Source organism: Candidatus Cardinium hertigii (assembly GCF_050864855.1).
Taxonomy (GTDB): domain Bacteria; phylum Bacteroidota; class Bacteroidia; order Cytophagales; family Amoebophilaceae; genus Cardinium; species Cardinium hertigii_C.
Genome location: NZ_JBOZWW010000049.1, coordinates 15,753 through 36,059 on the forward strand (window position 1 = coordinate 15,753; position 20,307 = coordinate 36,059).

Sequence of the window (20,307 nt, forward strand, 5' to 3'; positions counted from 1 at the left end):
ATCCAACTAAAGCAACCTATATCTATGAAGATGAAACAAATTATTCCTATTTATATGGTCTTAAACGGGCTAAGTAGCATTGTGCCCACTGTTTTGGTAATTGGTTTTTCAATTACTTTGTTTGAAACAGATACCACTGGTATTTCTGCAGCTTATTTGGAACCGGCTAGCTTATTAGGGATTGGTTCGGCTGGATTAATTGGAGGCTTTTTTTTAAAACGTTTTTCTGCCTATACTATAGGTATAGGTGCCCTTTTATCGGCTACCTTGACCTTGTTGGCTTTGTCGGTATATGGTGGTGTACATCTACGAAGCTGGACCTTTACTTTATGGGCACTGGCCTGTATCATGAGTATTGAGCATTCCAATGGTCTTGCTTTTATGAGTAGGCAAATAGGGGCCCATGATAAGCCTTTCTTTTTTTCTAATTTTCAAATTTTTTTACAATGTTTTAATGTTTTGGCCCCTATATTGGCGAAAAATTTATTAGCCATTATAGGATTAAAGGCAGTTTTATTGCTTTGTAGTTTTATTTACATTTTGCGCATCATACCTTGGCAGTTATGCCGCGTGGCAGATTTTGGTGCAGAAGCAATCGCATCACAACCATCTGGTGTATTAACCGGTTTTAAAGAAATTGTTCAAAATCCTGGACTATTGCGCATCACTAGTTTTCGTCTGGTGAATTACATAGCCACTATTGCCTATACCGTTAGTTTGCCTATTTTAGTAGCAAGGATTGCCAAAGGCGATGGCCAAATCAATGCAACATTACATAGCTATAGCATCAGTATGATCCATCTAGGCTTTATTGTAAGTGGCATATGCGGTTCATGGATCCTAAGAAAAAAACCTAAATGGATTATTGGTTTTTTTAATATTAGTCCTATATTTATTGTCTTGGCTTCGATTATCGCTTTTTATGTGACAGATCCATGCTACCTTGAGGCCACTGCATTGCTCTATGGCATGGGACTTTATTTGTTTAGAACTGCTATTGCCATTATAGGTCAAGCTTTAACTAAAAAGGAAAAGTTGGCCCACGTGATTTTAGTGGGGGATGCGGTAGTAAAGTCTTTTGCTTATGGAGTTGGTTCTTTGATACCATTTTGGATAGTCCTTCCACCTTTATGGGGCATAGCCCCTCCATTTGTGGGTTTTGTTTTATGCTCTTTACTGTCACTGGGTATGATTAAACCCATTACTAAAATATATCTGGCATCCTTAAAAAATAGTACAAAATAATAGCAGCTATTTAGTCTAATGGTAAGACAGAGATTTGTACTTTACTTTTTGCTTGATCAAAAGTACAATATCCATTAAGCTTTTTTACCTGTAGGCCATCTTTGTATGTTACAACTTTTTACAAAGACGCTTTCCTACTCCTTGAAAAGTAACCTTTTCAGATAGGTGAAGGGGTAAAAACTCTCCAAATGATTTATTGCTTGAGGCCACTTTTTTTGATAAAATCAACGGCAATATCTAATCCTCTATGGTCTATTGAATGGGCAAGGTCCTCTAATTTATGTGTACTACACGGTACATTATGGTCGGATAAATATTTTCTGGCATGGTCTATACTATCTACCGCTACTACTGTGTCCAACATACCATGAATCAAACAAATGGGTGTTATAGTATTGATGCATGATGAAGGGGCTACTAGCAACCCAGAAAATCCTATTGTACATAAAAAAGGATCCATCTCTACAAGCGTTAAATAGATGCCCATCATAGCCCCTTGTGAAAAGCCAATTATAATAGTCTCCTTATTGGTAACGTTTAGCGCTATTTGTTTTTGTTTAATGAGGTCGTTAACTGATGGCACATTCCTTCCCAGTAATCTTTTCATTACATACGGCGTTCGATCTTGCAGACTAAACCATTGTCGCCCATGCGAGGCCATATCATATGGTTCTATTCCATGTGGCGCTATGAAATGACAATCCGGTAGATGATCTTTAATATATGGAACCAACTTGATTACATCATGGCCATTAGACCCTACACCGTGTAACAATATTACTAATTTTTTTGCTGGTAATATTTTACTATATACTTCAGGATGTATTAAATTACTCATTATTGATCTGCTATTATGCTAAATTGATAAGGTAGCCGTTTTAATGTATGCTACGGCCATTGATATATGTAATATGGGTCCCAGGATATTCGATTAGCCATTAAATTTGCATCTTTTCCTTAATGCATAAGGCAAATATAAGCCTTTCCTAACAGCCATCTAACCATATCGTCCTTAAATATATTATGGAACAACCAATAGTTGACAAAATCTTTGAAATTTTAAGCGATAAGCATCAAAACCCTACCACAGAACTTGTCTATAAAAATGATTTTACTTTATTAGTAGCCGTACTATTGTCCGCACAAGCTACCGATGTATCAGTAAATATAGCAACAAAACCTTTATTTGAACGATTTGATACACCAGAGAAAATCGTATACCTTGGAGAAGAAAGATTAAAACAATACATACGATCGATTGGGTTATTTAACCATAAAGCCAAAAATATTATAGCACTATCTAATCTATTGATCAACCATTATAACAGCCGTGTACCCAATCACTTTGACGCATTGGTGCAATTGCCAGGTGTAGGCAGAAAAACAGCCAATGTGGTATTAAATTGTCTATTTAACCAGCCAACTATTGCCGTAGATACCCATGTATTTAGAGTAGCCAAAAGGATTGGACTGGCAAAGGGTATAACACCGGGAAAAGTAGAACAAGAGTTATTAGCTGCTATAGACCAAAAATGGCGCAAACATGCCCACCATTGGCTTATACTACATGGTAGGTATATTTGCAAAGCACGCAAACCCAATTGTACCATTTGTCCCATTAAAACCTATTGTATCTACTATGAAGAAAGTTGCAAAAAATAGTACTCCACTGTACTTTAATCATCCAATTTTAATACTGCCATAAAAGCTTCTTGTGGAATTTCTACTGCACCTACTTGTTTCATTCGTTTTTTACCTTTTTTTTGTTTTTCTAGAAGTTTCCTTTTTCTTGAAATATCACCACCATAACACTTAGCAATCACATTTTTTCGTAAAGACTTTACTGTTTCTCTAGCAATGATTTTTGTACCAATAGCTGCTTGAATACTTACTTCAAACATATGTTTAGGAATAATTTCTTTAAGCTTTTTACACAAGACCTTACCCCGTTCATAGGCACTTGATCTATGTACAATAGCTGATAGGGCATCTACTTTTTCATTGTGCAATAGGATATCTAATTTTACCAAATCTGCGTTGGCAAACCTAGCTAATTCGTAATCTAAAGAAGCGTAGCCACGTGAAATGGTTTTAAGTTTATCAAAGAAGTCAAAGACCACTTCTGCTAGCGGTAGTTCAAAAGTAAGTTCTACCCGGTCAGTCGTTAGGTAAGTTTGATTTTTTAAAATCCCTCTTCGATCCATACAAAGTTTTATAATGCCACCTAAAAATTCTGACTTTGTGATAATTTGAGCTTTTATAAGTGGTTCTTCAATGCGATCAATGGTATTGGGGTCAGGCATATCTGTAGGTGCTTCTACCTCTATTCGTTGCCCTTTTGCGTCTATGACATGAAACTGTACCGACGGAACTGTAGTGATAATGGTGATATTAAACTCTTTCTCTAGTCGTTCTTGGATAATCTCCATATGAAGCATGCCTAAGAAACCGCACCTAAACCCAAAACCTAAAGCCGCGGAGCTCTCTGTTTCCCAAATCAGTGCAGCATCATTTAATTTCAGCTTTTCCATAGCATCTCGTAATGGCTCATATTCGGTACTATCGACTGGATAGATGCCTGCAAAAACCATAGGTTTTACTGCTTCAAATCCTTTAATCATGGTTCCTATCGGACGCCCAGTTTTATCTACATGGGTAATCGTATCCCCCACTTTTACCTCACTTGCATTTTTAATGCCCGCAATCATATAGCCTACATGGCCTGCTGCTAAAAATGGTTGGGGGATTTGTTGCAATTTTAAAATACCCACTTCCTCTACTTTATAATCTATCCCTGTACTAATGCACTGAATTTGGTCTCCTGGCTGAATCATTCCATTAAAAATGCGAAAATAGACCTCTACACCACGAAAAGTATTGTACAGTGAATCAAAAATCATTGCTTGTAGAGGAGCTTTAGGATCTCCTTTAGGCGCAGGTATACGCGTAACTACCGCTTCGAGGAGCGCATCGATGCCTATACCCTGCTTGGCGCTAACAGAAAGAATCTCCTCTCGATCGCATCCTATAAGCTCTATGATTTGGTCTTTTACCTCTTCTGGCATTGCCCCTGGTAAATCTACCTTATTCAATACAGGAATAATGGTAAGGTTTTGCGCAAGGGCCAGATATAGATTAGAAATCGTTTGTGCTTCAACCCCCTGTGCTGCATCAACCACTAGGAGCGCTCCCTCACATGCCGCAATAGAGCGCGAAACTTCATAGGTAAAGTCTACATGTCCTGGCGTATCAATTAAATGGAAGAGATAAGGTTCACCTTTATATGCATAAGCCATTTGGATCGCATGGCTTTTAATCGTGATACCCCGTTCACGCTCTAAATCCATATTATCCAGAACTTGATTTTTTTGATCACGTAGGCCAACCGTTTTAGTAGCTTCTAATAAACGGTCTGCCAAGGTGCTCTTGCCATGGTCAATGTGTGCAATGATGCAAAAATTTCGAATATTTTTCATTAAACTTGTTTGAGTGAAAATAAAAAGGCTGAATCGATTTCAGACTTGGCCATTTACCGTATTGCAAGGTACGGAATTTAAAAAATAGTATTATCTTTGCATTAATATTTATATAATTTTAGTAACCTTATTATGCATCAGTTAATAAAATACGTTGAGGCCATCTGTAATCCCCAACCCGCCCGCACATTTCCTAATTTTAAGGCTGGTGATACCATCAATGTGCATGTAAAAATACAAGAAGGCAATAAAGTCCGTATTCAGCAATTTCAAGGTGCGGTTATTCAACGTAAAAATCCCAATACGAATGGGGAAACTTTTACCGTACGTAAGGTATCTAAGGAAGTAGGGGTGGAACGTATTTTCCCTTTGCTTTGTCCCAATATTGAGAAAATAGAAGTAAAAAGAAAAGGTCGTGTCCGTAGGGCTAGAATTTATTATCTACGGGGCAAGCAGGGCAAAGCAGCTCGTATTAAGGAGCTTAGGTAAAATCATTTGTAGGATGCTTTTTGTTTGAAAAAAATCAAGGCAACGCTAAAAAAATATGAAAAACAAGCCTTTGAGCTAAAAAACTTAGTCCGGCTTATAGACTAGAAAAATAGGCTTCTGTAGGCCAGCTGTAAACCTTTTTTCTATATCGGAATTTTTTACAGAAAGTCATTTTTTGTAAGATGCTCATGTTCCTAAAATAGATAAATATATTTTAATATATTTATTATTAACTGCCCAATTTTTTGCTGCCTCCTTAGCTCAACTGGTAGAGCAACTGATTTGTAATCAGTAGGTTGCTGGTTCGATTCCGGCAGGGGGCACTTATTTTGCTATATATGTTATGACGTCATAACGCTATAACTCTGGCTACCTATTGAATCTTAATTTCCATAGACGATTTTTTGTCATGTCTATATCCATATGTAAGTGGTTGTATATTCGAGCAGTATTTTTTTTAATGGGTTTTTTGGCTCCATGTAGCCAAGCAATAGCTTATACATATGATAGGGTTTTTTTCGGTGTTAGGGGAGCTATAAGTGGACTAAACTTATCTGGAGTGAAGCGATATGCTGTATCGCATGGCTATAACAATGTTGAGAAATTTTTTTGTGATTTTGACCTTGAAGGTGCACTATATACCGAAAAAAGAATCTGGAATCATATAGGATTAAGATTCGAATTAGGGCCTAGGTATGCCTATACTTCTTTTACAGGAGAAAAAGGTATAAATAAAATAAAAAAATCGATCGGGCTCCATTGTTACGGTGGTCATATTTCCTGCCTAACTTATTTTTATCCGTGTGGAAGATTCGCAGATAATCGTAGCTGGAATGGCCAGATAGGTTTGAGATTCTCTACCGTAACATCAAAAAGTATGCTAGCTCACGTAGAAAATACAGAAAATGGTAAACCGTTTGATAATGCATTTATGTACTGTATTCTGGGTATTGGTTTAGAGTCTATATCTGGATTACAACTAGACTGTAGGTATTATTTTGATTGGCTCTCTATGCATGATACCGATGCTATAGTTCCGTATCGTTCTTCCTTGGACAATACCTCATCTCGTAATCGGCTACATGCTCTTTCGTTAGGCATAGGCTATCGATTTCTATAGGTCGTAGAGCTGTAAAAATTAATTTAACTAGGATGAGGGGATCCTCATACATAATATATATATCATATGTCTTTAAAATTATTTTTAAGTAGTATAATATTGGGGTTGAGCATAATTCCTTCAGTCAAGGCAAACCCATCTAGTCTGCCAGTAGTGTCCGCCAAAGAATTTTGGCAGGCCATTCATGAAAGGAATCCCGCTGCATTGGAAGGTAAACAGATTCCACCTAAGTATTTCAAGCAGTGTAAAAAGAAAAACACTCCTTTAAATCAAGCCATTTTAAATGAAGATATAGCAATGGTCCGTTTGCTTATAGCAAAGGGAGCAGATGTAAACCATCCAGACAAAGAAAAAGATACCCCCTTACATGCCGCTGTCATGGCAGCTGATAAAGCGATTTTGGAGCTACTATTGAAATGTCCTGTAGCACTTGATAGTCAGGACAAAAATAGTCGAACACCCTTACTATTAGCGATTCAAAATAACCAATATGATCTGGTCGTACAATTGGTTAAAAAAGGGGCCAATAAAGAAAAAAAAGGGATCGTAAAATATAACGAGCAATATAGCTATCGAACACCCTTAGAACTAGCGATTGCTTCTTCCCCAAATATAGCTGCTTATTTGATTGAGCAGGGTGTTAAACTAGATGAAAAAGGGGCACAAGGTAATTATCCTATTGCAGAGGCGGTTTGGCATAAAAGAGAAGTACTAGTAGATAAAATGCTGGCACAAGGCGTTCCTCTTTTCTATCCAGAAGCAGTAGGCTTTACTGTACTACATGCGGCTGCTTGCCACGAACCAGATTATTTAAAACGTTATTTGAATCTAGCCCCTGCTGGTAAACAGAATCAACAAGACGAAGAGGGCAATACGCCTTTACATTATGCCGCAAGCGTTGCTGGCCCAGACAATATAGCTTTATTATTAGAAAAAGGTGCCAACCCATTTATTCTCAATAGGCTGGGCCAGCAGCCATTAAACTGTGTAGTCAATCATCCAAATACGACCCATCAATTAGCCATTGCATCCCTTTTAATAGCGCAAGGTGCAGATGTCAATGCAATGGATCATCAGTTTACGCTACTAGGAAATGCTGTTCTACAAGGGAAGCTAGAACTCATAAAATTATTACTTGAACATAAAGCAAATGTTGAACAGTTACCCACTAATCCTTTATATTTCAAGCGCTCTGTATCAGATAAATTATTTAGTCGTACTGTAAAGGTGATCAATACCCAAACGACTCTTTTACACTTGGCTATTGTGAAAGGGCAGACCGCGATTGCGCAGTTTTTATTGGCCCATCATCCTGCTTTTGTCAATCAAAAAGATGCATTTGGTTGTACCCCTTTACATTATGCTGCCGCCTTTGATAATGTAGCCATTGCGCATGATTTATTGGCCCATGGCGCGCGTCTAGATATACGTGAGCGAACAGAAGGATATACGCCCATCCAATTTGCTAAAGAGATGAGTTTTGTAGTTAAAAATGGTGAGGAAAAAATATGCTATAGTGGCAATCGTGTTACGCGCTTATTAGAAAAGTGGCAAAAAGAGCAAAAAGCGAAAGCCAAGGCAGAAAAAATTAAACAAAAAAATGAAAAGAAAAAAGCTAAAAAATAAAGATTATTGCGTTTTGTAAGATACTAGTACGGGTTGTTTAGCCTTATTTTTTTATGTTTTTTAAACAGGTCTATCAGGTGTCGCATTCTCTTTTGTTGATCATTTGGCCTAATCCATCCTGCATCGGCTGGTTGTTTTAGCAGATAGTGAGAAATTATCATGGCGAATCCATTGGCCAGTATGGGAGCAAACGTAGGCAATGTACCTGCTAGAGGCCTAATCCATTTATTCCAAGATAACATAACTAATATACCTGTACTCATTCCTATCAACGCGGTACGGGAAGTGCCCCGGAAACCTAAAATAGCCAAAATAAACGGAGCAATTACTATAGATACATAAATTAGTCCACTCCATATATATATATACGTATTTGTATTTTGGTTGTACAAATATATTATCATAGCCAATAGGCCTATAACTATTATAGTTAGTTTTGCTATCCGGATTTGATGGGTATAAAAGGTATGATTGTTTACGTTCGTTATACATTCCATAATGTCATGGCTAAACATGATGCTGCAAGCATGCAAGCAAGAATCAGCTGTCGACATTGCCATGCCTAATATGCTAATGGTAATCCATCCTTTAAAAACAGGTGAAATATTAGCCGTCACATATGGCCAAACTTCCCTTAGTGGTAGCGTTGGATTAGCTATAAAAACAAATAGACCAATAAGGCTTACAATAAATAGGATAAAGAGGTAAGAAAAACTAGTGTATAAAAAGACTTTTTTGGCTTGAATGGGACTAGAACACATATATATTCTATGAATGGATAAGGAGTCTAAAAGCAATAAATAGCCTAAAAAAACAAAAAATAAATATTTTTTTTTAGAAATATATAAGCTGTTCAATTGAAACTTCTCTTCATTCTGTAAAAACGATACAATGTCTGGAATTGATTTATTTGTTTTTATGTACATAAGCTTTGCAAGGAGTAAAATAATAATCATAAAGCTTATGAACTGTAATACATTGGTAGTAGTAATGGAACGAATACCCCCATAAGTAGCATAAGTAATGATCATTAAGGTTGTAATCGCAGTAATGATATGTGGGTTAACTGAATCAACAAACATGTTGATCCCTATAGATATTGCTAAGATTTGTCCTACAATAATAGCAGTATACAAGCAAATACAAGATAGCGCAGTAATAGCTCTTGGATATTTTCCATATACTTTACCTATCGTTTCTGCAATGGAAAGGTGCTGCATAAATGGGGTCATACGTAGCGTTAGTACACTGTATGTCAACCAAATCCAGCTGGAACATAAGATCAGTTTGATGATATCCAAAAGGCCATGGTCATAGATCATTCGTACATTATGGATTACTGTTCCTCCCCCAAAACTAGTGCCCAATATTGAAGCTACTAGCATAGCTGTAGGAAACCGTTTGTTGCCCACAGCATATTCGCGAAATGTAGTGGCTGGTTTATTAGCTAGCCCTACTACCAAAGTCAATACTAAAAAGAACCCTACTATTAGGAGGGGTGTGTTAAATGATAGCATATATGACTTTATATAAGGATAAGATGTATGGAATAGACTTTATTTAGGGAATTTTTACGACACATACAAGTGGTTTGATACCTTTGCTGTATAAAGTTTAGATACTACCTTGTGCGTTAGGTAAGTTATAGAGGGATATAAGGTAAGTATTACGGCAGTTTTTGATGAAAAAAGTTTAAATTAGCGTTTGCACATTAGGATTATACAACACCATGGCCTCCCTTACTTCAGCAGAAAAACACTACCGATTGGCACTTTCTTTGGTACCAGGTATAGGCGCGGCTCGGTTGAAAAAATTATTGGCCTATTTCGGTAGCGCCCAAGCAGTCTTTGCAGCTGCACATAAAGGCAACACTTTGCTGCCCTATACACTAGCTCAATCGATCACCTCAAGCAGTAGCTTGACTCAAGCAGAAAAAATCCTACAGTTGCATGCATCACAAGCCATTCAACTGCTAACCATAGAAGAGGATACCTATCCGAAAAGATTGTTAGACTTACCAGATCGTCCTGCTATGTTGTATTACAAAGGGCAAGCCCTTTTGAATCAACAACGCGTAGTCACCATTGTTGGTACCAGACAATTGACATCCTATGGGCAAGCTGCTATTACTAAATTTTTAGAAGAACTTCTTCCCTATCAGCCCCTTGTAGTCAGTGGTTTAGCCTATGGAGCAGATATATGGGTCCATAAGCAAGCGTTAGAGATGGGTCTGACTACTGTAGCCGTTTTGCCTACAAGTTTGGATCAAATTTATCCTACTGCACACAAGAAAATAGCCTTGGAGATGTCTGGGGGTAGTGGAGGCTTACTCACGGAGTATCCCATAGGAAGTGGACTAGGCCCCTATACTTTTGTAGCCCGCAATAGAATTTTAGCTGGTTTGGCAGATGTAACCATAGTGATTGAAGCTAAAGAAAAAAGCGGTGCATTAATTACTGCCTACTATGCCAATAATTACCATCGAGAAGTCTTTGCTTTGCCAGGTAGTATCTATTCAGCTACTGCTGCAGGATGCCATCGATTGATTAAACGCAATCAAGCACATCTTTTGACCCATATCGATGACTTGGTCTATATTATGAACTGGGAAGTAGACAAGCCATCTCAACCAGATGCTTATCTTAACCATCCGCTTACCGAATCAGAACAAACTGTTTTTGTACAAGTTCAGGAAGCCAGCCAACCCATCACCATTGATGCTTTAACCCATGCTACGGACTTGCCACCTGGGACCTTACAAGCCGCATTATTGTCCTTAGAATTACAAGGATTATTATGTGCCTTACCAGGTAAGCGTTTTACAATAGCTCCTATCTATAGCCACAACCGTAAAGTATGATTTATGTAAAGAATTTAGCTAAATTTGAGGTGGCTAAAATAGCCTGCATAGATCAACTTCATTCAATATATGTTTAAAGTAGCAACTTTATATAAATTTATACCCCTAAGTGACCTAATTGCACTACAGCAGCAGCTTCAATCGATATGCAAAGCGCTAACAGGGACATTGTTGATTGCCCCAGAAGGGATCAATGGTACCATTGCTGGTTTACCTGGTCCGTTGGATCAGGCCTTGGCTCGTCTAACGGCTATGCCATCATTTAGTGACTTGTGGTATCAATATTCTGAAGCCAGTACTAGACCATTTCGCCGCTTAAAGATTAGGATTAAAAAAGAAATTATCACTATGCACCAATCAGAAGGCCCATTTATGGCACTACGTGGCCGCCATGTCTTAGCCAAAGACTGGAATCAGACTTTAGAACAGACAGCCCTTGTTATTGACGTGCGCAACGATTACGAATATCGATTGGGAAGTTTTTCTGGTGCCTTAAACCCCCATACCACCTATTTTAGTCAATTTCCTACTTTTGTTGACGAAAATTTAATGGCCTATAAGGAGCAACCTATTGCGATGTTTTGTACAGGAGGCATCAGATGTGAAAAGGCATCTGCTTATATGTTGGCCCATGGGTTCAAAGAAGTGTATCAACTCAGTGGTGGCATTCTACAATATTTGGCCCATACCCAAGCAGATCAATCCAAATGGAAAGGCGAATGTTTTGTTTTTGACGAGCGCATATCGTTACGCCATGGGTTAAAAAAAGGAAGTTGTCTACTTTGCTATGGTTGTCGTATGCCTTTAACCCCAGCAGATCTAGATGTAGATTACCAACCTGGCGTACGGTGTAAATTTTGTTTAAAAAGTAAATAACATAGGGCTATGCATAAAGAAATGTATCTTTTTAGGATAAACCTTTTAAGCAGTACTTTAAAGTTACATATATACAAATGAAAGGCTATCTATTTCCTGGTCAAGGGAGTCAATATATAGGAATGGGCAAAGTGCTCTATCAACATAGCAAACGGGCACGTCAAATGTTTGCAACAGCTGATCGGATCTTAGGTATGGATTTGACACAACTTATGCTAGAAGGCACTTTAGAAGCTTTAAAGGCAACTACTGTTGCACAGCCTGCTATTTTTTTACATGCTGTTGCAACTGCTTTTCTAAGTGATGCCTTTCATCCAGCAGCCGTGGCAGGCCATTCTTTAGGCGAAATAGCGGCTCTGGTGGCCAGTGAGGTCATTGCATTTGAAGAGGCCCTTTATTTAGTAGCGGTCCGTTCTAAAGCGATGCAAAAGGCTTGCCAGCTTTGTCCCGGTACAATGGCTGCTGTATTGGGTCTAAGCGAGGAAGTGGTTGAAGCAATTTGCGCAAGTATTACAGAAGAAATCGTTGTTCCAGCTAATTACAATTGCCCAGGACAATTGGTTATTTCAGGAAGCCAAGCAGGGGTTTCCTTGGCCATAGAAGCTTTAATACAAGCAGGTGCGCGAAAGGTAATACCCTTACAAGTAGAAGGAGGGTTCCATTCCCCACTTATGGCGCCTGCACAAGAAAATTTTGCTACTGCACTCTCCTCTATTGCTTTTTCTAAAGGGATTTGTCCTATTTATCAAAATGTTACCGGCTTGCCTGTTACCGATCCCCAAATCATCAAAGAAAACTTACTGAAACAATTGGTTGCCCCTATTTATTGGACAAAAACCATGCACCATATGGTGCAAGATGGTATTAGCCAATGCATTGAATGTGGTCCAGGAACTGTTTTACAAGGGTTAATGCGAAAAATAATTCCTGACTTATCCATTGGATCCCTGCAGCTAAGCTATTTGGAAACCTAGTAGTGTAGTGGATTTAGCCATTCCCTAAAGATTCTAGTAGTATCCTTAAAGCCTGGCCACGGTGTGATACAATATTTTTCTTTGCTTTTGTCAATTCAGCTGCTGTAAGGTCTAGCTGCGGATCATAAAAAATAGGATCATATCCAAAACCGTTATTACCTTTAGGTTCACGCCTTATCAAACCCTTCCATATACCATGACATACCAGAGGTGTGGGATCTTCAGGGTGGCGTAAATAAACCAATAGACAATCAAATTGGGCTTGACGTTCATGATCGGGTATATCTTTCATTTCTGCTAATAATTTTTTCATATTATCTTCATCAGCAGCATAGGGACCACCATACCGTGCTGAATAGATACCTGGAGCACCTTTTAATGCATCAACAGAAATACCTGAGTCCTCAGCAATAGCAGGTAACCCAGTTGCTTTTGCGGCATGGCGTGCTTTTAAAATAGCATTTTCTATAAAAGTTAGCCCAGTTTCTTCAATTGAACGTATACCTAGATCAGTTTGAGCAATAATATCAAATTTGAATCCTTTCAACAGTTCGGATAATTCAGCAACCTTACCGGGATTGCCTGTAGCCAATACTAGTTTTTTCATAAAATTTTCTTAATCTTTTAAATCAGAAATAGCTATTTACCAGTTTAGGAGCGAATAAGCGATCCTTTAGTGCTGCTTGTTTAGGAATGGTTTAGCAAACGACAACAGTGATTTTGCCAAGGGAAATCTTTTTAATATACAAATAAATAAGTTAGTATACTACATATACAAAATAAATGCTTTCTGTGCTATGTAAGCAAACCGCCATCTACCTGGATGACTTGTCCCGTAATATAGTTTGATGCATCAGAAGCTAAAAAAAGTGCACAATTTGCTACATCTTCCGGGAGGCCTACCCGTTTAAGCGGAATATTTTGGATCCAAGCTTGTTGAGTCGATGGATCCATTTGGTCTGTCATAGCCGTAGCTATAAAGCCTGGTGCAATAACATTGGCACGTATGTTTCTACTACCTAGTTCTAAGGCAATTGACTTAGTAAAACCAATCATACCAGCTTTAGAAGCTGCATAGTTTGTTTGTCCAGCGTGTCCACTAATGCCTACAATAGAAGCTATATTGATAATAGAACCACTGCGCTGCTTAAGAAAAGTTTTGATAGATGCTTTCACAGTGTTAAAGACAGATTTTAAATTTATGTTTAATACTGTGTCCCAATCCGCTTCTGGCATACGCAATAGCAAGTTATCTCTAGTAATGCCTGCATTATTAATCAATACATCTAATCCGCCAAACGCCTCTATTGTATCTTCTATTACTTTATGAGTAGCCTTAAAGTCAGAAGCGTCTACATGCATAGACTGCACTTTAACGCCAAAAGCACGTAGTGTTGCTTCTGTAGCTTGTACCGCTTCTAAGTCAGATTCACAATAGGTAAAAGCAATATGGCCGCCTGCTTCTGCCAATTTAAGTGCAATCGCTTTTCCGATTCCTCGTGTGGCACCTGTAATAAATATTCTTTTCTCTTTTAGATGCATAATAAAAAGTGATGCTGAATAACCTTTAATGAAGTAAATAATACAAAAGTATGCAAACTACCATCTTTAATCGATTGTACGGTTAGAGATTAAAATTAAGTTATTAGTGTTTTTTTACCATGGCTATATTTAATATATTTTGAATATGTAGCTGCAATTCGTGGCTTATATTCACTAGCTGCATTTGTATGGCCAATGGAAGGTAAAATTTTTCGATTAATCTTGCCTTTTCTATCTGTTTTTCAACCGTGTGGCCAGCAATCGTTCTTGCGTTATGCAACACATCTGCTAGCCTGACCAGTATAGCATCATGATTTTTATTGCGTATTATAGCTTCAATGTAGGTAGTATAATTATCTTTTTGGCTTGGTAGTTCTTTTTCTAAATGGGTTGCAGCCCGTACAATCTGTGTAATAGAATTGCCAAATAGTGTGGTTAAGCCTGCTTCTGTAAGAGGCGTATTTTGTACTACATCATGTACTAAGCCAGCAATAATAACATGCGCATCATCTGTTATATTTAGTAAGATGGAAGCCACTGCCATAGGATGCAAATAAGATAACTCACCTGTTTTTCTTCTTTGCGTTGTATAATACACTTTAATCAATTGCAGCGCATCCATAACTGTATCAATGTCCAGTTCTCTTTTTTGCTTAACTTTTTCTAAAAAATCTGCTTCTTCTTGCATGCTTATTGGATCTAACACCATCTTTTTTGTATGCACCACAGGTGAAAGCGTAGCAAATGCCTTAGTAATTTCCTTTACGTTTACAGGTATTACGTATAAATGGCTAATAGCTGACTCAGAATTGAAACGTTCATAGTAGCCATAATGTGCATGGACAATATGTTGATTTTCTGAATCATTTTTTTCTTCATTGCCATCTAATATTTGAATATCTGCCATTTCTGTTACCTTGTATAAAGGCCGTATGATAGGCAAGCGTGTAGCAGTTGTGATGATCAAGCTAATCGCATTTACTTTTTGTAATTTACCCTCTAAAAGTGTTAACCGATAACCTAATTTTGTATCATCTATATAGATATATATGTCCTTTTTTTGGTCTTCATGTAGGGCATTATATGCACTACATGAGTATAAACTATTGATGATCAATTTTTTTATACTTTCTATGGAACATTGTATATAGAGGTGTTTGGTATCTATCATTACATATGGCGCATTATATATATTGTTCATTTTTATAGCATCGAAACATTCGGCCAATAGTTGATCAATGCTAATCCAATTGGTAGTTAAATAGAGATTATGTTTCAAATGGTTAAAAACACGGTTGCGGTACTTTTTTAACATAGTAGTTTGTTCTGAATAAGCAAGAAAGCGATCTTCCGGTTTTTCCAATCGAGTGAGTTTATTATTTAATTGCGATATAATACAATTGCTTTCATAAGCAAGTGCTTCTATTTGTTGTGTATTAAAAAATTGTTTTGCATTTTGCTCCTCTTTTTCACAAGTTAATGCTTGTATGATGGATAAAAGTTTATCTACACCCTTATTATGGTACAGAAAGCCACCAACTAAAAGGAAGAGGATCAATATTCCATATGCAATACTTATATTGAGGTCTAAGAAGCAAGCTATGAATGTATTACTACTCATATAGTGGAACATGATCCAGGTTGTCATCGCACTTATCATATATCCAAACCATACCACAATCGATGGAGTTATAAAGATAGCTAAGGCTAGATTAATCATAAAAATGATATTATGTAAATGTGCAAATTTACTAAGTATAGCCATACCAGTTCCTACTAAGAAAAAAAAATAAATATGGCTCAATGGCCATATTACTGATGCAATTTTATGGATGTATGATTGAGGAGTAATGGACAGATAGACTAAGAAAAATGTAGCCACCACGAGGCTTGGTATAAGAACAAGGGATTCTAATACAGTGTACCATTCTGGATTACTGGAAAAAGTATAAAAAGAGCCATAACCTGTCAACAAAATATAAAAACTAAAAAGTATATAAGGCAAAGGATCTTTTGGCAATTGTTTTTGAAGGTAGTCCCAAAGGTTAAATTGCTTAACATGTTTCAAAACATATTTAGAGCATTGCTTCCATAATGGTGGTGTGTTGGATACTATTGTTTGGGCCAATCTATTGTGATAGGAGTTCGGCAGCTGTTTGCGTTTTACCATTTGAATAGCAATACTGCTCAGTAGATTCATGCCAATGGCTGAGAGTACACCATGCATGTCTAAGTTAGATTCAAAACAGTACCATGCTATAGTGGTTAAACCACCTGTTAGCATACCTATTAAGACCGCATCTGGATGAAAAAACATCCCAGTTAAAGAGAGCAGTAATGGTACACTTATAACTGTTTTAAACAGCATAATAGCCACCCATATTATTTGATCTTTAGTGTATAGTGAAAGCAGTGTAGCCATTATCCCTACTATAGCCTGATACAGAACTGGTTGTTTGACCCATTTAAATAAATTGGGTAAATCATTAGCCATTAAACCAGTAGCTGCATGTAAGTTTGCACCTGCTGTAGAGATGGTTAAAGCTGCAACCCCGAGCATAAATAATGGTTTTAATTCCATATAGGTAGCAAAGGTACTGCAAGAAATAGTTGGTAGCATCAAGTTACAAGTATCTTTCTGTAGCAATAATGCAACCCATAGTAAGAGTAAGTTTATGCTTAACGAAAAAAAACCAGCTCCATTAAAGGAACGTTTGATTTGGGTGGCATTTTTAGAAAGTACAATACGATCTACCTGAGCAGGATAGAAAGCGGGTATAGCAAAAACAGTAAAATAAGCAATATAGTCTAGTGGATTAGTATGAAGGTCTATTAAGCTATTCCAGGAGCGTTTAATGACTAAAGCAAGATGCGTTTGATTGCCATGATGCTGGCTTACCATACATTTCCATACCGTCCAAGCCATTATGGGTAATAATATACCAAAGGTAGTACAACGTACTATACGTACCAATGTTAGGGATTGTATGTTATTGGATCCAACGCTAAACGTTATCAAGAGAGCAGCTATAATCAAGCTATAATCTGCTTGAATAGAAAAAAACCAGCATATAGCCATCGAGAGTAGTTTGAATTGTATCGCTGCTACTCCTGTGCTATGTAATATGCCACATATGGCTACAATTTTTCGAATAAGATGGCCATAGCATTTGCCCATTGTTTCTGCTACTGAACCATTGCTTAAAAAAAGATATAGACGATTTGCGAGCAAGTTTCCTATTATAAAATAACTAATGGTATTACCTGTTAACCGTAATAAGTCATCTATATTAAGCGAATTACAGAGCACTTCTCCTCCATAGGTTATGGCCAAGATGGCCCCAATAATATTGGCTGTAGTAGATTGCGTATGTTGGATACGGGGACGTCTAATGGACCGGATGCCAACAAATAGATTAACCAATAAAAAAAGAAGAAAAATAAGACTATTTAAATGCATGTAGAGTCTTTTTATTATTGTGCTGAAAAAATATGCTTTTAAGGATTTAACGCCACAATCGTCTATAAAACTTTAGACAACAAATAATAGGACTCGTAAATTGATTATTAAAGCTATACCAAGTCGTTAACACCCACTGTTGGATCACTCTATTCAGGTAGCTCTCTATTTAGCAAAAATCTAAAATGTTGCAACGATTTAATAACTGCCCTATTTAAAATAGGGTAGTGGATCTTTTCCTTGCTTCCAGTATACACATATCCTATTAAAAAGACAAATTTAGCACCAGTGGTGTCTACAACATCATCCAATATCGATTTATTGATCCGATAAGCTTCCCGAAGCAACCGTTTTATATTATTACGTTGCACCGAAGAGCGGATGTTTCGTTTAGAGACGGTAAATAGAACCTTATGATATAAAAATAGCTCTTTCTTTTTTTGTAGGTAAAACACACTACAGGGATGCAGCTTGAGAATGCTACCTTCCTGAAAAAGCATACGTATGTCGCTTCGGTTCGTTAATCTATTGCACTTGGGGAATTTATTTTTTCCCATGGCCAATAGCAAAAGAGGGATATATTAACGCTTGTGCCTAAGTTCATCAGAAACCGTTAACTTGGCTCGTCCTTTGGAACGCCTTCTGGCCAATACAGCGCGACCATTCGCTGTCGACATCCGCTCCCTAAAACCATGTTTGTTGCTTCGTTTTCTAAGTGATGGTTGAAATGTTCTTTTCATAGCCGGTTAAAATCTTATAATATAGCTTTAGGATAAATAAAACTTTTACTTTTTATATGGTTATTTTGTATGTTCTTTTATGTATCAATCCATATCCATTATTTATGGATTAAGTTTTAGCTTAGGTAGCGATAACCCAATTTAATCCATTTGTTTATGGTATATATGCTACTACGCTTAATTAAATGGCTGTGCAGCTATTGAGTTTTCCCCGCTTACGATAGCCACTGATTTTGCTTTAGCAAAGTAGGTAAATCTCTGATGGAATCCAAATAATTGTATCCATTTATTTAAAAAATAGGCTCATCTGCAATAAGATGTTATGCTCTATTTTTTGATTCATCAAAAAGTTGGAATAACACCATCTTGCTATAATCAGGATTCTGATTCTATCATATAGGTTCATCAGAACCTAAAAAGTTATTATATTGAATTTTATTATTACTAGCTCTACTATATCCTTATGGTGACTTCAAAATTTCTAAATCCCAAGAACGATGTAGCTTTTCGTAAAATATTTGGTAGTGAAAAACATAAAGATATTCTTATTCACTTTATCAATGATGTGCTGGATCTAAAAGAATCAGATAAGGTAAAAGAGGTTAGATTCTTATCTACTATTCAAGATCCAGATATTGCTTGTAAAAAAGAAAGTATAGTAGATGTGTTATGCACCGACCAGTATGGGAAGCAAATCATTGTAGAAATACAGGTAGCTCCTCAAGAAGGCTTTGAAAAAAGAGCACAGTACTATGCCTCTAAAGCCTATTCCAGGCAACTCAATTCAGGTCAAGAAGTAGGTGCTAGATACCAAGATCTAAAAAGAGTCATCTTTATAGCTATTACGAATTATATTGTTTTTCCTGAAAAAATAGATTATGTATCTAATCATGTTATTTTAGACTCTAAAACATATGCAAGAGATTTAAAAGATTTTTCCTTTTCCATTCATGGAGATTTTAATGCGATGATTCTTTAATAAATTTGTGTGATTATGACTAGTATACTGACTACCTTGATCATTATTAAAGAACTCGGGAGCAGGATATTTACTCAGTGCATCTTCTAAAGTATCTGTGACCAAACTTGAATCCATAACATTGGACAATCTATAGCTAAGTATCGTTTTGCTATGCCAATCTATTACAGCTGAAAAATACATAAGTCCACCATACTTTGAAGATAATTGAGACAACCTCAATTCTTCTTTAAAGTAAAGCTAACACTATTTTACTCTTTTCTGATGAACTAAACTTTCTAATCTTATTTCTTCCCATTTGATCTATTCATTTTAAATTAATGAAAAAATACCACTGAGAAACAAAGCTAGTTTTTTTCTGTCCTATTTTTTCAGTCTACTATATGTTTTATAATATGAACAGATAAATCATGCCCAAATTGTTGAGCTATATCAAGAGCTGTTTTGCCAAGATTAGATTTTGCGTTGACGTCAGTACGTGGATCTGATAGTAAAATCTTAATTACTTCTACATGATTGAATAGTGCTGCCGCATGTAGTGGCGTACAACCACTTTTATTTTGTAAGTTAACTTGAATTCTTGGAGTTTCTAGTAATAATTTAACTATTTCTATATGACCGTGAAAGGCTGCTAAATAGAGTGGCGTAGAACCATCTTCTTTATATTTTAAATTAATCTCAACATCTGATTCATTAATTAGTCGGCCCTGAAATATTATTTTTGAATAAATTTATTGAATGGATATTTCTTTATAATATATATGGTTTATCAGGCGCTCTATTTTTCTTACCCAAGATATAGGTATAACTGGTTTTGGATTAAGAATTTTAATTATATAGGTTTTAATTTATTTGACTGTGAGGGTATTAAGAATAATTTTCTTGTAATCAGTCGTAGGTTATGAGCAATAGCACATAAA

Annotated in this window: 18 protein-coding genes, 1 tRNA gene and 2 pseudogenes; 10 read left to right on the forward strand and 11 right to left on the reverse strand. The window is 36.8% G+C overall.

The annotated features are described in order from the left end of the window. The first annotated feature begins 30 nt into the window (after positions 1-30). On the forward strand, positions 31-1,245 hold the full coding sequence (locus tag ACRRVB_RS02315; RefSeq protein ID WP_432466372.1) for an MFS transporter: 1,215 nt from the start codon (positions 31-33) through the stop codon (positions 1,243-1,245). 193 nt (positions 1,246-1,438) lie between these two features. Here ACRRVB_RS02315 and ACRRVB_RS02320 read toward each other — a convergent pair whose 3' ends face one another. Next, positions 1,439-2,083: a dienelactone hydrolase family protein gene (locus ACRRVB_RS02320; RefSeq protein ID WP_432466373.1), complete on the reverse strand. Its 645-nt coding sequence runs from the start codon at positions 2,081-2,083 to the stop codon at positions 1,439-1,441. Positions 2,084-2,268: 185 nt separating this feature from the next. Here ACRRVB_RS02320 and nth point away from each other — a divergent pair, with 185 nt between their 5' ends. Next, on the forward strand, positions 2,269-2,907 hold the full coding sequence (gene nth, locus ACRRVB_RS02325) for an endonuclease III (protein ID WP_432466374.1): 639 nt from the start codon (positions 2,269-2,271) through the stop codon (positions 2,905-2,907). 14 nt (positions 2,908-2,921) lie between these two features. On the opposite strand, the gene lepA is transcribed toward nth, so the two are convergent. Beyond that, positions 2,922-4,721, reverse strand: coding sequence for a translation elongation factor 4 (gene lepA / locus ACRRVB_RS02330; RefSeq protein WP_432466375.1), 1,800 nt, complete (start codon positions 4,719-4,721; stop codon positions 2,922-2,924). 132 nt (positions 4,722-4,853) lie between these two features. Between lepA and rplS the strand changes: the two genes are divergently transcribed. From rplS to ACRRVB_RS02350, 4 genes are all read left to right on the forward strand, one after another. Further along, complete coding sequence (rplS, locus tag ACRRVB_RS02335; RefSeq protein WP_432466376.1) at positions 4,854-5,210, forward strand: 50S ribosomal protein L19; 357 nt, start codon at positions 4,854-4,856, stop codon at positions 5,208-5,210. A 250-nt stretch (positions 5,211-5,460) separates the two neighbouring features. Then, positions 5,461-5,533 (forward strand) — tRNA-Thr (locus ACRRVB_RS02340). A gap of 86 nt (positions 5,534-5,619) precedes the next feature. Then, entirely contained in the window at positions 5,620-6,330 is a 711-nt protein-coding gene (locus ACRRVB_RS02345) for a hypothetical protein (RefSeq protein ID WP_432466377.1), read from the forward strand. 66 nt (positions 6,331-6,396) lie between these two features. After that, complete coding sequence (locus ACRRVB_RS02350; RefSeq protein ID WP_432466378.1) at positions 6,397-7,956, forward strand: ankyrin repeat domain-containing protein; 1,560 nt, start codon at positions 6,397-6,399, stop codon at positions 7,954-7,956. 23 nt (positions 7,957-7,979) lie between these two features. Here ACRRVB_RS02350 and ACRRVB_RS02355 read toward each other — a convergent pair whose 3' ends face one another. Beyond that, the gene (locus ACRRVB_RS02355) at positions 7,980-9,473 is read right to left on the reverse strand and encodes a sodium:solute symporter family protein (protein ID WP_432466379.1); all 1,494 of its coding nucleotides are present in this window, start codon (positions 9,471-9,473) and stop codon (positions 7,980-7,982) included. Between the two features lie 212 nt (positions 9,474-9,685). Here ACRRVB_RS02355 and dprA point away from each other — a divergent pair, with 212 nt between their 5' ends. The 3 genes from dprA (at position 9,686) to fabD (ending at position 12,666) form a co-directional block, all read left to right on the forward strand. Next, positions 9,686-10,816, forward strand: coding sequence for a DNA-processing protein DprA (gene dprA, locus ACRRVB_RS02360; RefSeq protein WP_432466381.1), 1,131 nt, complete (start codon positions 9,686-9,688; stop codon positions 10,814-10,816). 69 nt (positions 10,817-10,885) lie between these two features. Beyond that, positions 10,886-11,692: an oxygen-dependent tRNA uridine(34) hydroxylase TrhO gene (trhO, locus tag ACRRVB_RS02365; protein WP_432466382.1), complete on the forward strand. Its 807-nt coding sequence runs from the start codon at positions 10,886-10,888 to the stop codon at positions 11,690-11,692. Between the two features lie 77 nt (positions 11,693-11,769). Then, a complete protein-coding gene (fabD, locus tag ACRRVB_RS02370; protein WP_432466383.1) occupies positions 11,770-12,666 on the forward strand; it encodes an ACP S-malonyltransferase in 897 nt (298 codons plus the stop codon). A 13-nt stretch (positions 12,667-12,679) separates the two neighbouring features. Here fabD and rdgB read toward each other — a convergent pair whose 3' ends face one another. The 5 genes from rdgB to rpmH all read right to left on the reverse strand — a co-directional run bounded on the left by rdgB (position 12,680) and on the right by rpmH (position 18,408). After that, positions 12,680-13,273, reverse strand: coding sequence for an RdgB/HAM1 family non-canonical purine NTP pyrophosphatase (gene rdgB, locus ACRRVB_RS02375; RefSeq protein ID WP_432466384.1), 594 nt, complete (start codon positions 13,271-13,273; stop codon positions 12,680-12,682). 188 nt (positions 13,274-13,461) lie between these two features. Next, on the reverse strand, positions 13,462-14,208 hold the full coding sequence (fabG, locus tag ACRRVB_RS02380) for a 3-oxoacyl-[acyl-carrier-protein] reductase (protein WP_432466386.1): 747 nt from the start codon (positions 14,206-14,208) through the stop codon (positions 13,462-13,464). Between the two features lie 103 nt (positions 14,209-14,311). Beyond that, complete coding sequence (locus tag ACRRVB_RS02385; protein WP_432466387.1) at positions 14,312-17,668, reverse strand: HD domain-containing protein; 3,357 nt, start codon at positions 17,666-17,668, stop codon at positions 14,312-14,314. 149 nt (positions 17,669-17,817) lie between these two features. Next, the gene (rnpA, locus tag ACRRVB_RS02390; RefSeq protein WP_432466388.1) at positions 17,818-18,225 is read right to left on the reverse strand and encodes a ribonuclease P protein component; all 408 of its coding nucleotides are present in this window, start codon (positions 18,223-18,225) and stop codon (positions 17,818-17,820) included. A gap of 24 nt (positions 18,226-18,249) precedes the next feature. Next, on the reverse strand, positions 18,250-18,408 hold the full coding sequence (gene rpmH / locus ACRRVB_RS02395; RefSeq protein ID WP_432466389.1) for a 50S ribosomal protein L34: 159 nt from the start codon (positions 18,406-18,408) through the stop codon (positions 18,250-18,252). Between the two features lie 463 nt (positions 18,409-18,871). On the opposite strand from rpmH, the gene ACRRVB_RS02400 reads away from it, so the two are divergent. After that, positions 18,872-19,387 (forward strand): Rpn family recombination-promoting nuclease/putative transposase, encoded by a 516-nt coding sequence (locus tag ACRRVB_RS02400; protein ID WP_432466391.1) that lies wholly within the window; start codon positions 18,872-18,874, stop codon positions 19,385-19,387. Here the strand turns inward: ACRRVB_RS02400 and ACRRVB_RS02405 are convergent. The 3 genes and pseudogenes from ACRRVB_RS02405 to ACRRVB_RS02415 all read right to left on the reverse strand — a co-directional run. Continuing rightward, positions 19,343-19,579, reverse strand: a pseudogene (locus tag ACRRVB_RS02405) (DDE-type integrase/transposase/recombinase); the annotation flags it as partial. The gene ACRRVB_RS02400 and the pseudogene ACRRVB_RS02405 overlap by 45 nt on opposite strands. A 179-nt stretch (positions 19,580-19,758) precedes the next feature. Then, positions 19,759-20,118, reverse strand: coding sequence for an ankyrin repeat domain-containing protein (locus tag ACRRVB_RS02410; protein ID WP_432466392.1), 360 nt, complete (start codon positions 20,116-20,118; stop codon positions 19,759-19,761). Next, positions 20,119-20,307, reverse strand: a pseudogene (locus ACRRVB_RS02415) (IS5-like element ISCca5 family transposase); the annotation flags it as partial.

Coding starts and splice junctions, on each gene's coding strand:
- ACRRVB_RS02315 (WP_432466372.1), top strand. CDS start 31: ATGAAACAAATTATTCCTATTTATATGGTCTTAAACGGGCTAAGTAGC.
- ACRRVB_RS02320 (WP_432466373.1), bottom strand. CDS start 2,083: ATGAGTAATTTAATACATCCTGAAGTATATAGTAAAATATTACCAGCA.
- nth (WP_432466374.1), top strand. CDS start 2,269: ATGGAACAACCAATAGTTGACAAAATCTTTGAAATTTTAAGCGATAAG.
- lepA (WP_432466375.1), bottom strand. CDS start 4,721: ATGAAAAATATTCGAAATTTTTGCATCATTGCACACATTGACCATGGC.
- rplS (WP_432466376.1), top strand. CDS start 4,854: ATGCATCAGTTAATAAAATACGTTGAGGCCATCTGTAATCCCCAACCC.
- ACRRVB_RS02345 (WP_432466377.1), top strand. CDS start 5,620: ATGTCTATATCCATATGTAAGTGGTTGTATATTCGAGCAGTATTTTTT.
- ACRRVB_RS02350 (WP_432466378.1), top strand. CDS start 6,397: ATGTCTTTAAAATTATTTTTAAGTAGTATAATATTGGGGTTGAGCATA.
- ACRRVB_RS02355 (WP_432466379.1), bottom strand. CDS start 9,473: ATGCTATCATTTAACACACCCCTCCTAATAGTAGGGTTCTTTTTAGTA.
- dprA (WP_432466381.1), top strand. CDS start 9,686: ATGGCCTCCCTTACTTCAGCAGAAAAACACTACCGATTGGCACTTTCT.
- trhO (WP_432466382.1), top strand. CDS start 10,886: ATGTTTAAAGTAGCAACTTTATATAAATTTATACCCCTAAGTGACCTA.
- fabD (WP_432466383.1), top strand. CDS start 11,770: ATGAAAGGCTATCTATTTCCTGGTCAAGGGAGTCAATATATAGGAATG.
- rdgB (WP_432466384.1), bottom strand. CDS start 13,273: ATGAAAAAACTAGTATTGGCTACAGGCAATCCCGGTAAGGTTGCTGAA.
- fabG (WP_432466386.1), bottom strand. CDS start 14,208: ATGCATCTAAAAGAGAAAAGAATATTTATTACAGGTGCCACACGAGGA.
- ACRRVB_RS02385 (WP_432466387.1), bottom strand. CDS start 17,668: ATGCATTTAAATAGTCTTATTTTTCTTCTTTTTTTATTGGTTAATCTA.
- rnpA (WP_432466388.1), bottom strand. CDS start 18,225: ATGGGAAAAAATAAATTCCCCAAGTGCAATAGATTAACGAACCGAAGC.
- rpmH (WP_432466389.1), bottom strand. CDS start 18,408: ATGAAAAGAACATTTCAACCATCACTTAGAAAACGAAGCAACAAACAT.
- ACRRVB_RS02400 (WP_432466391.1), top strand. CDS start 18,872: ATGGTGACTTCAAAATTTCTAAATCCCAAGAACGATGTAGCTTTTCGT.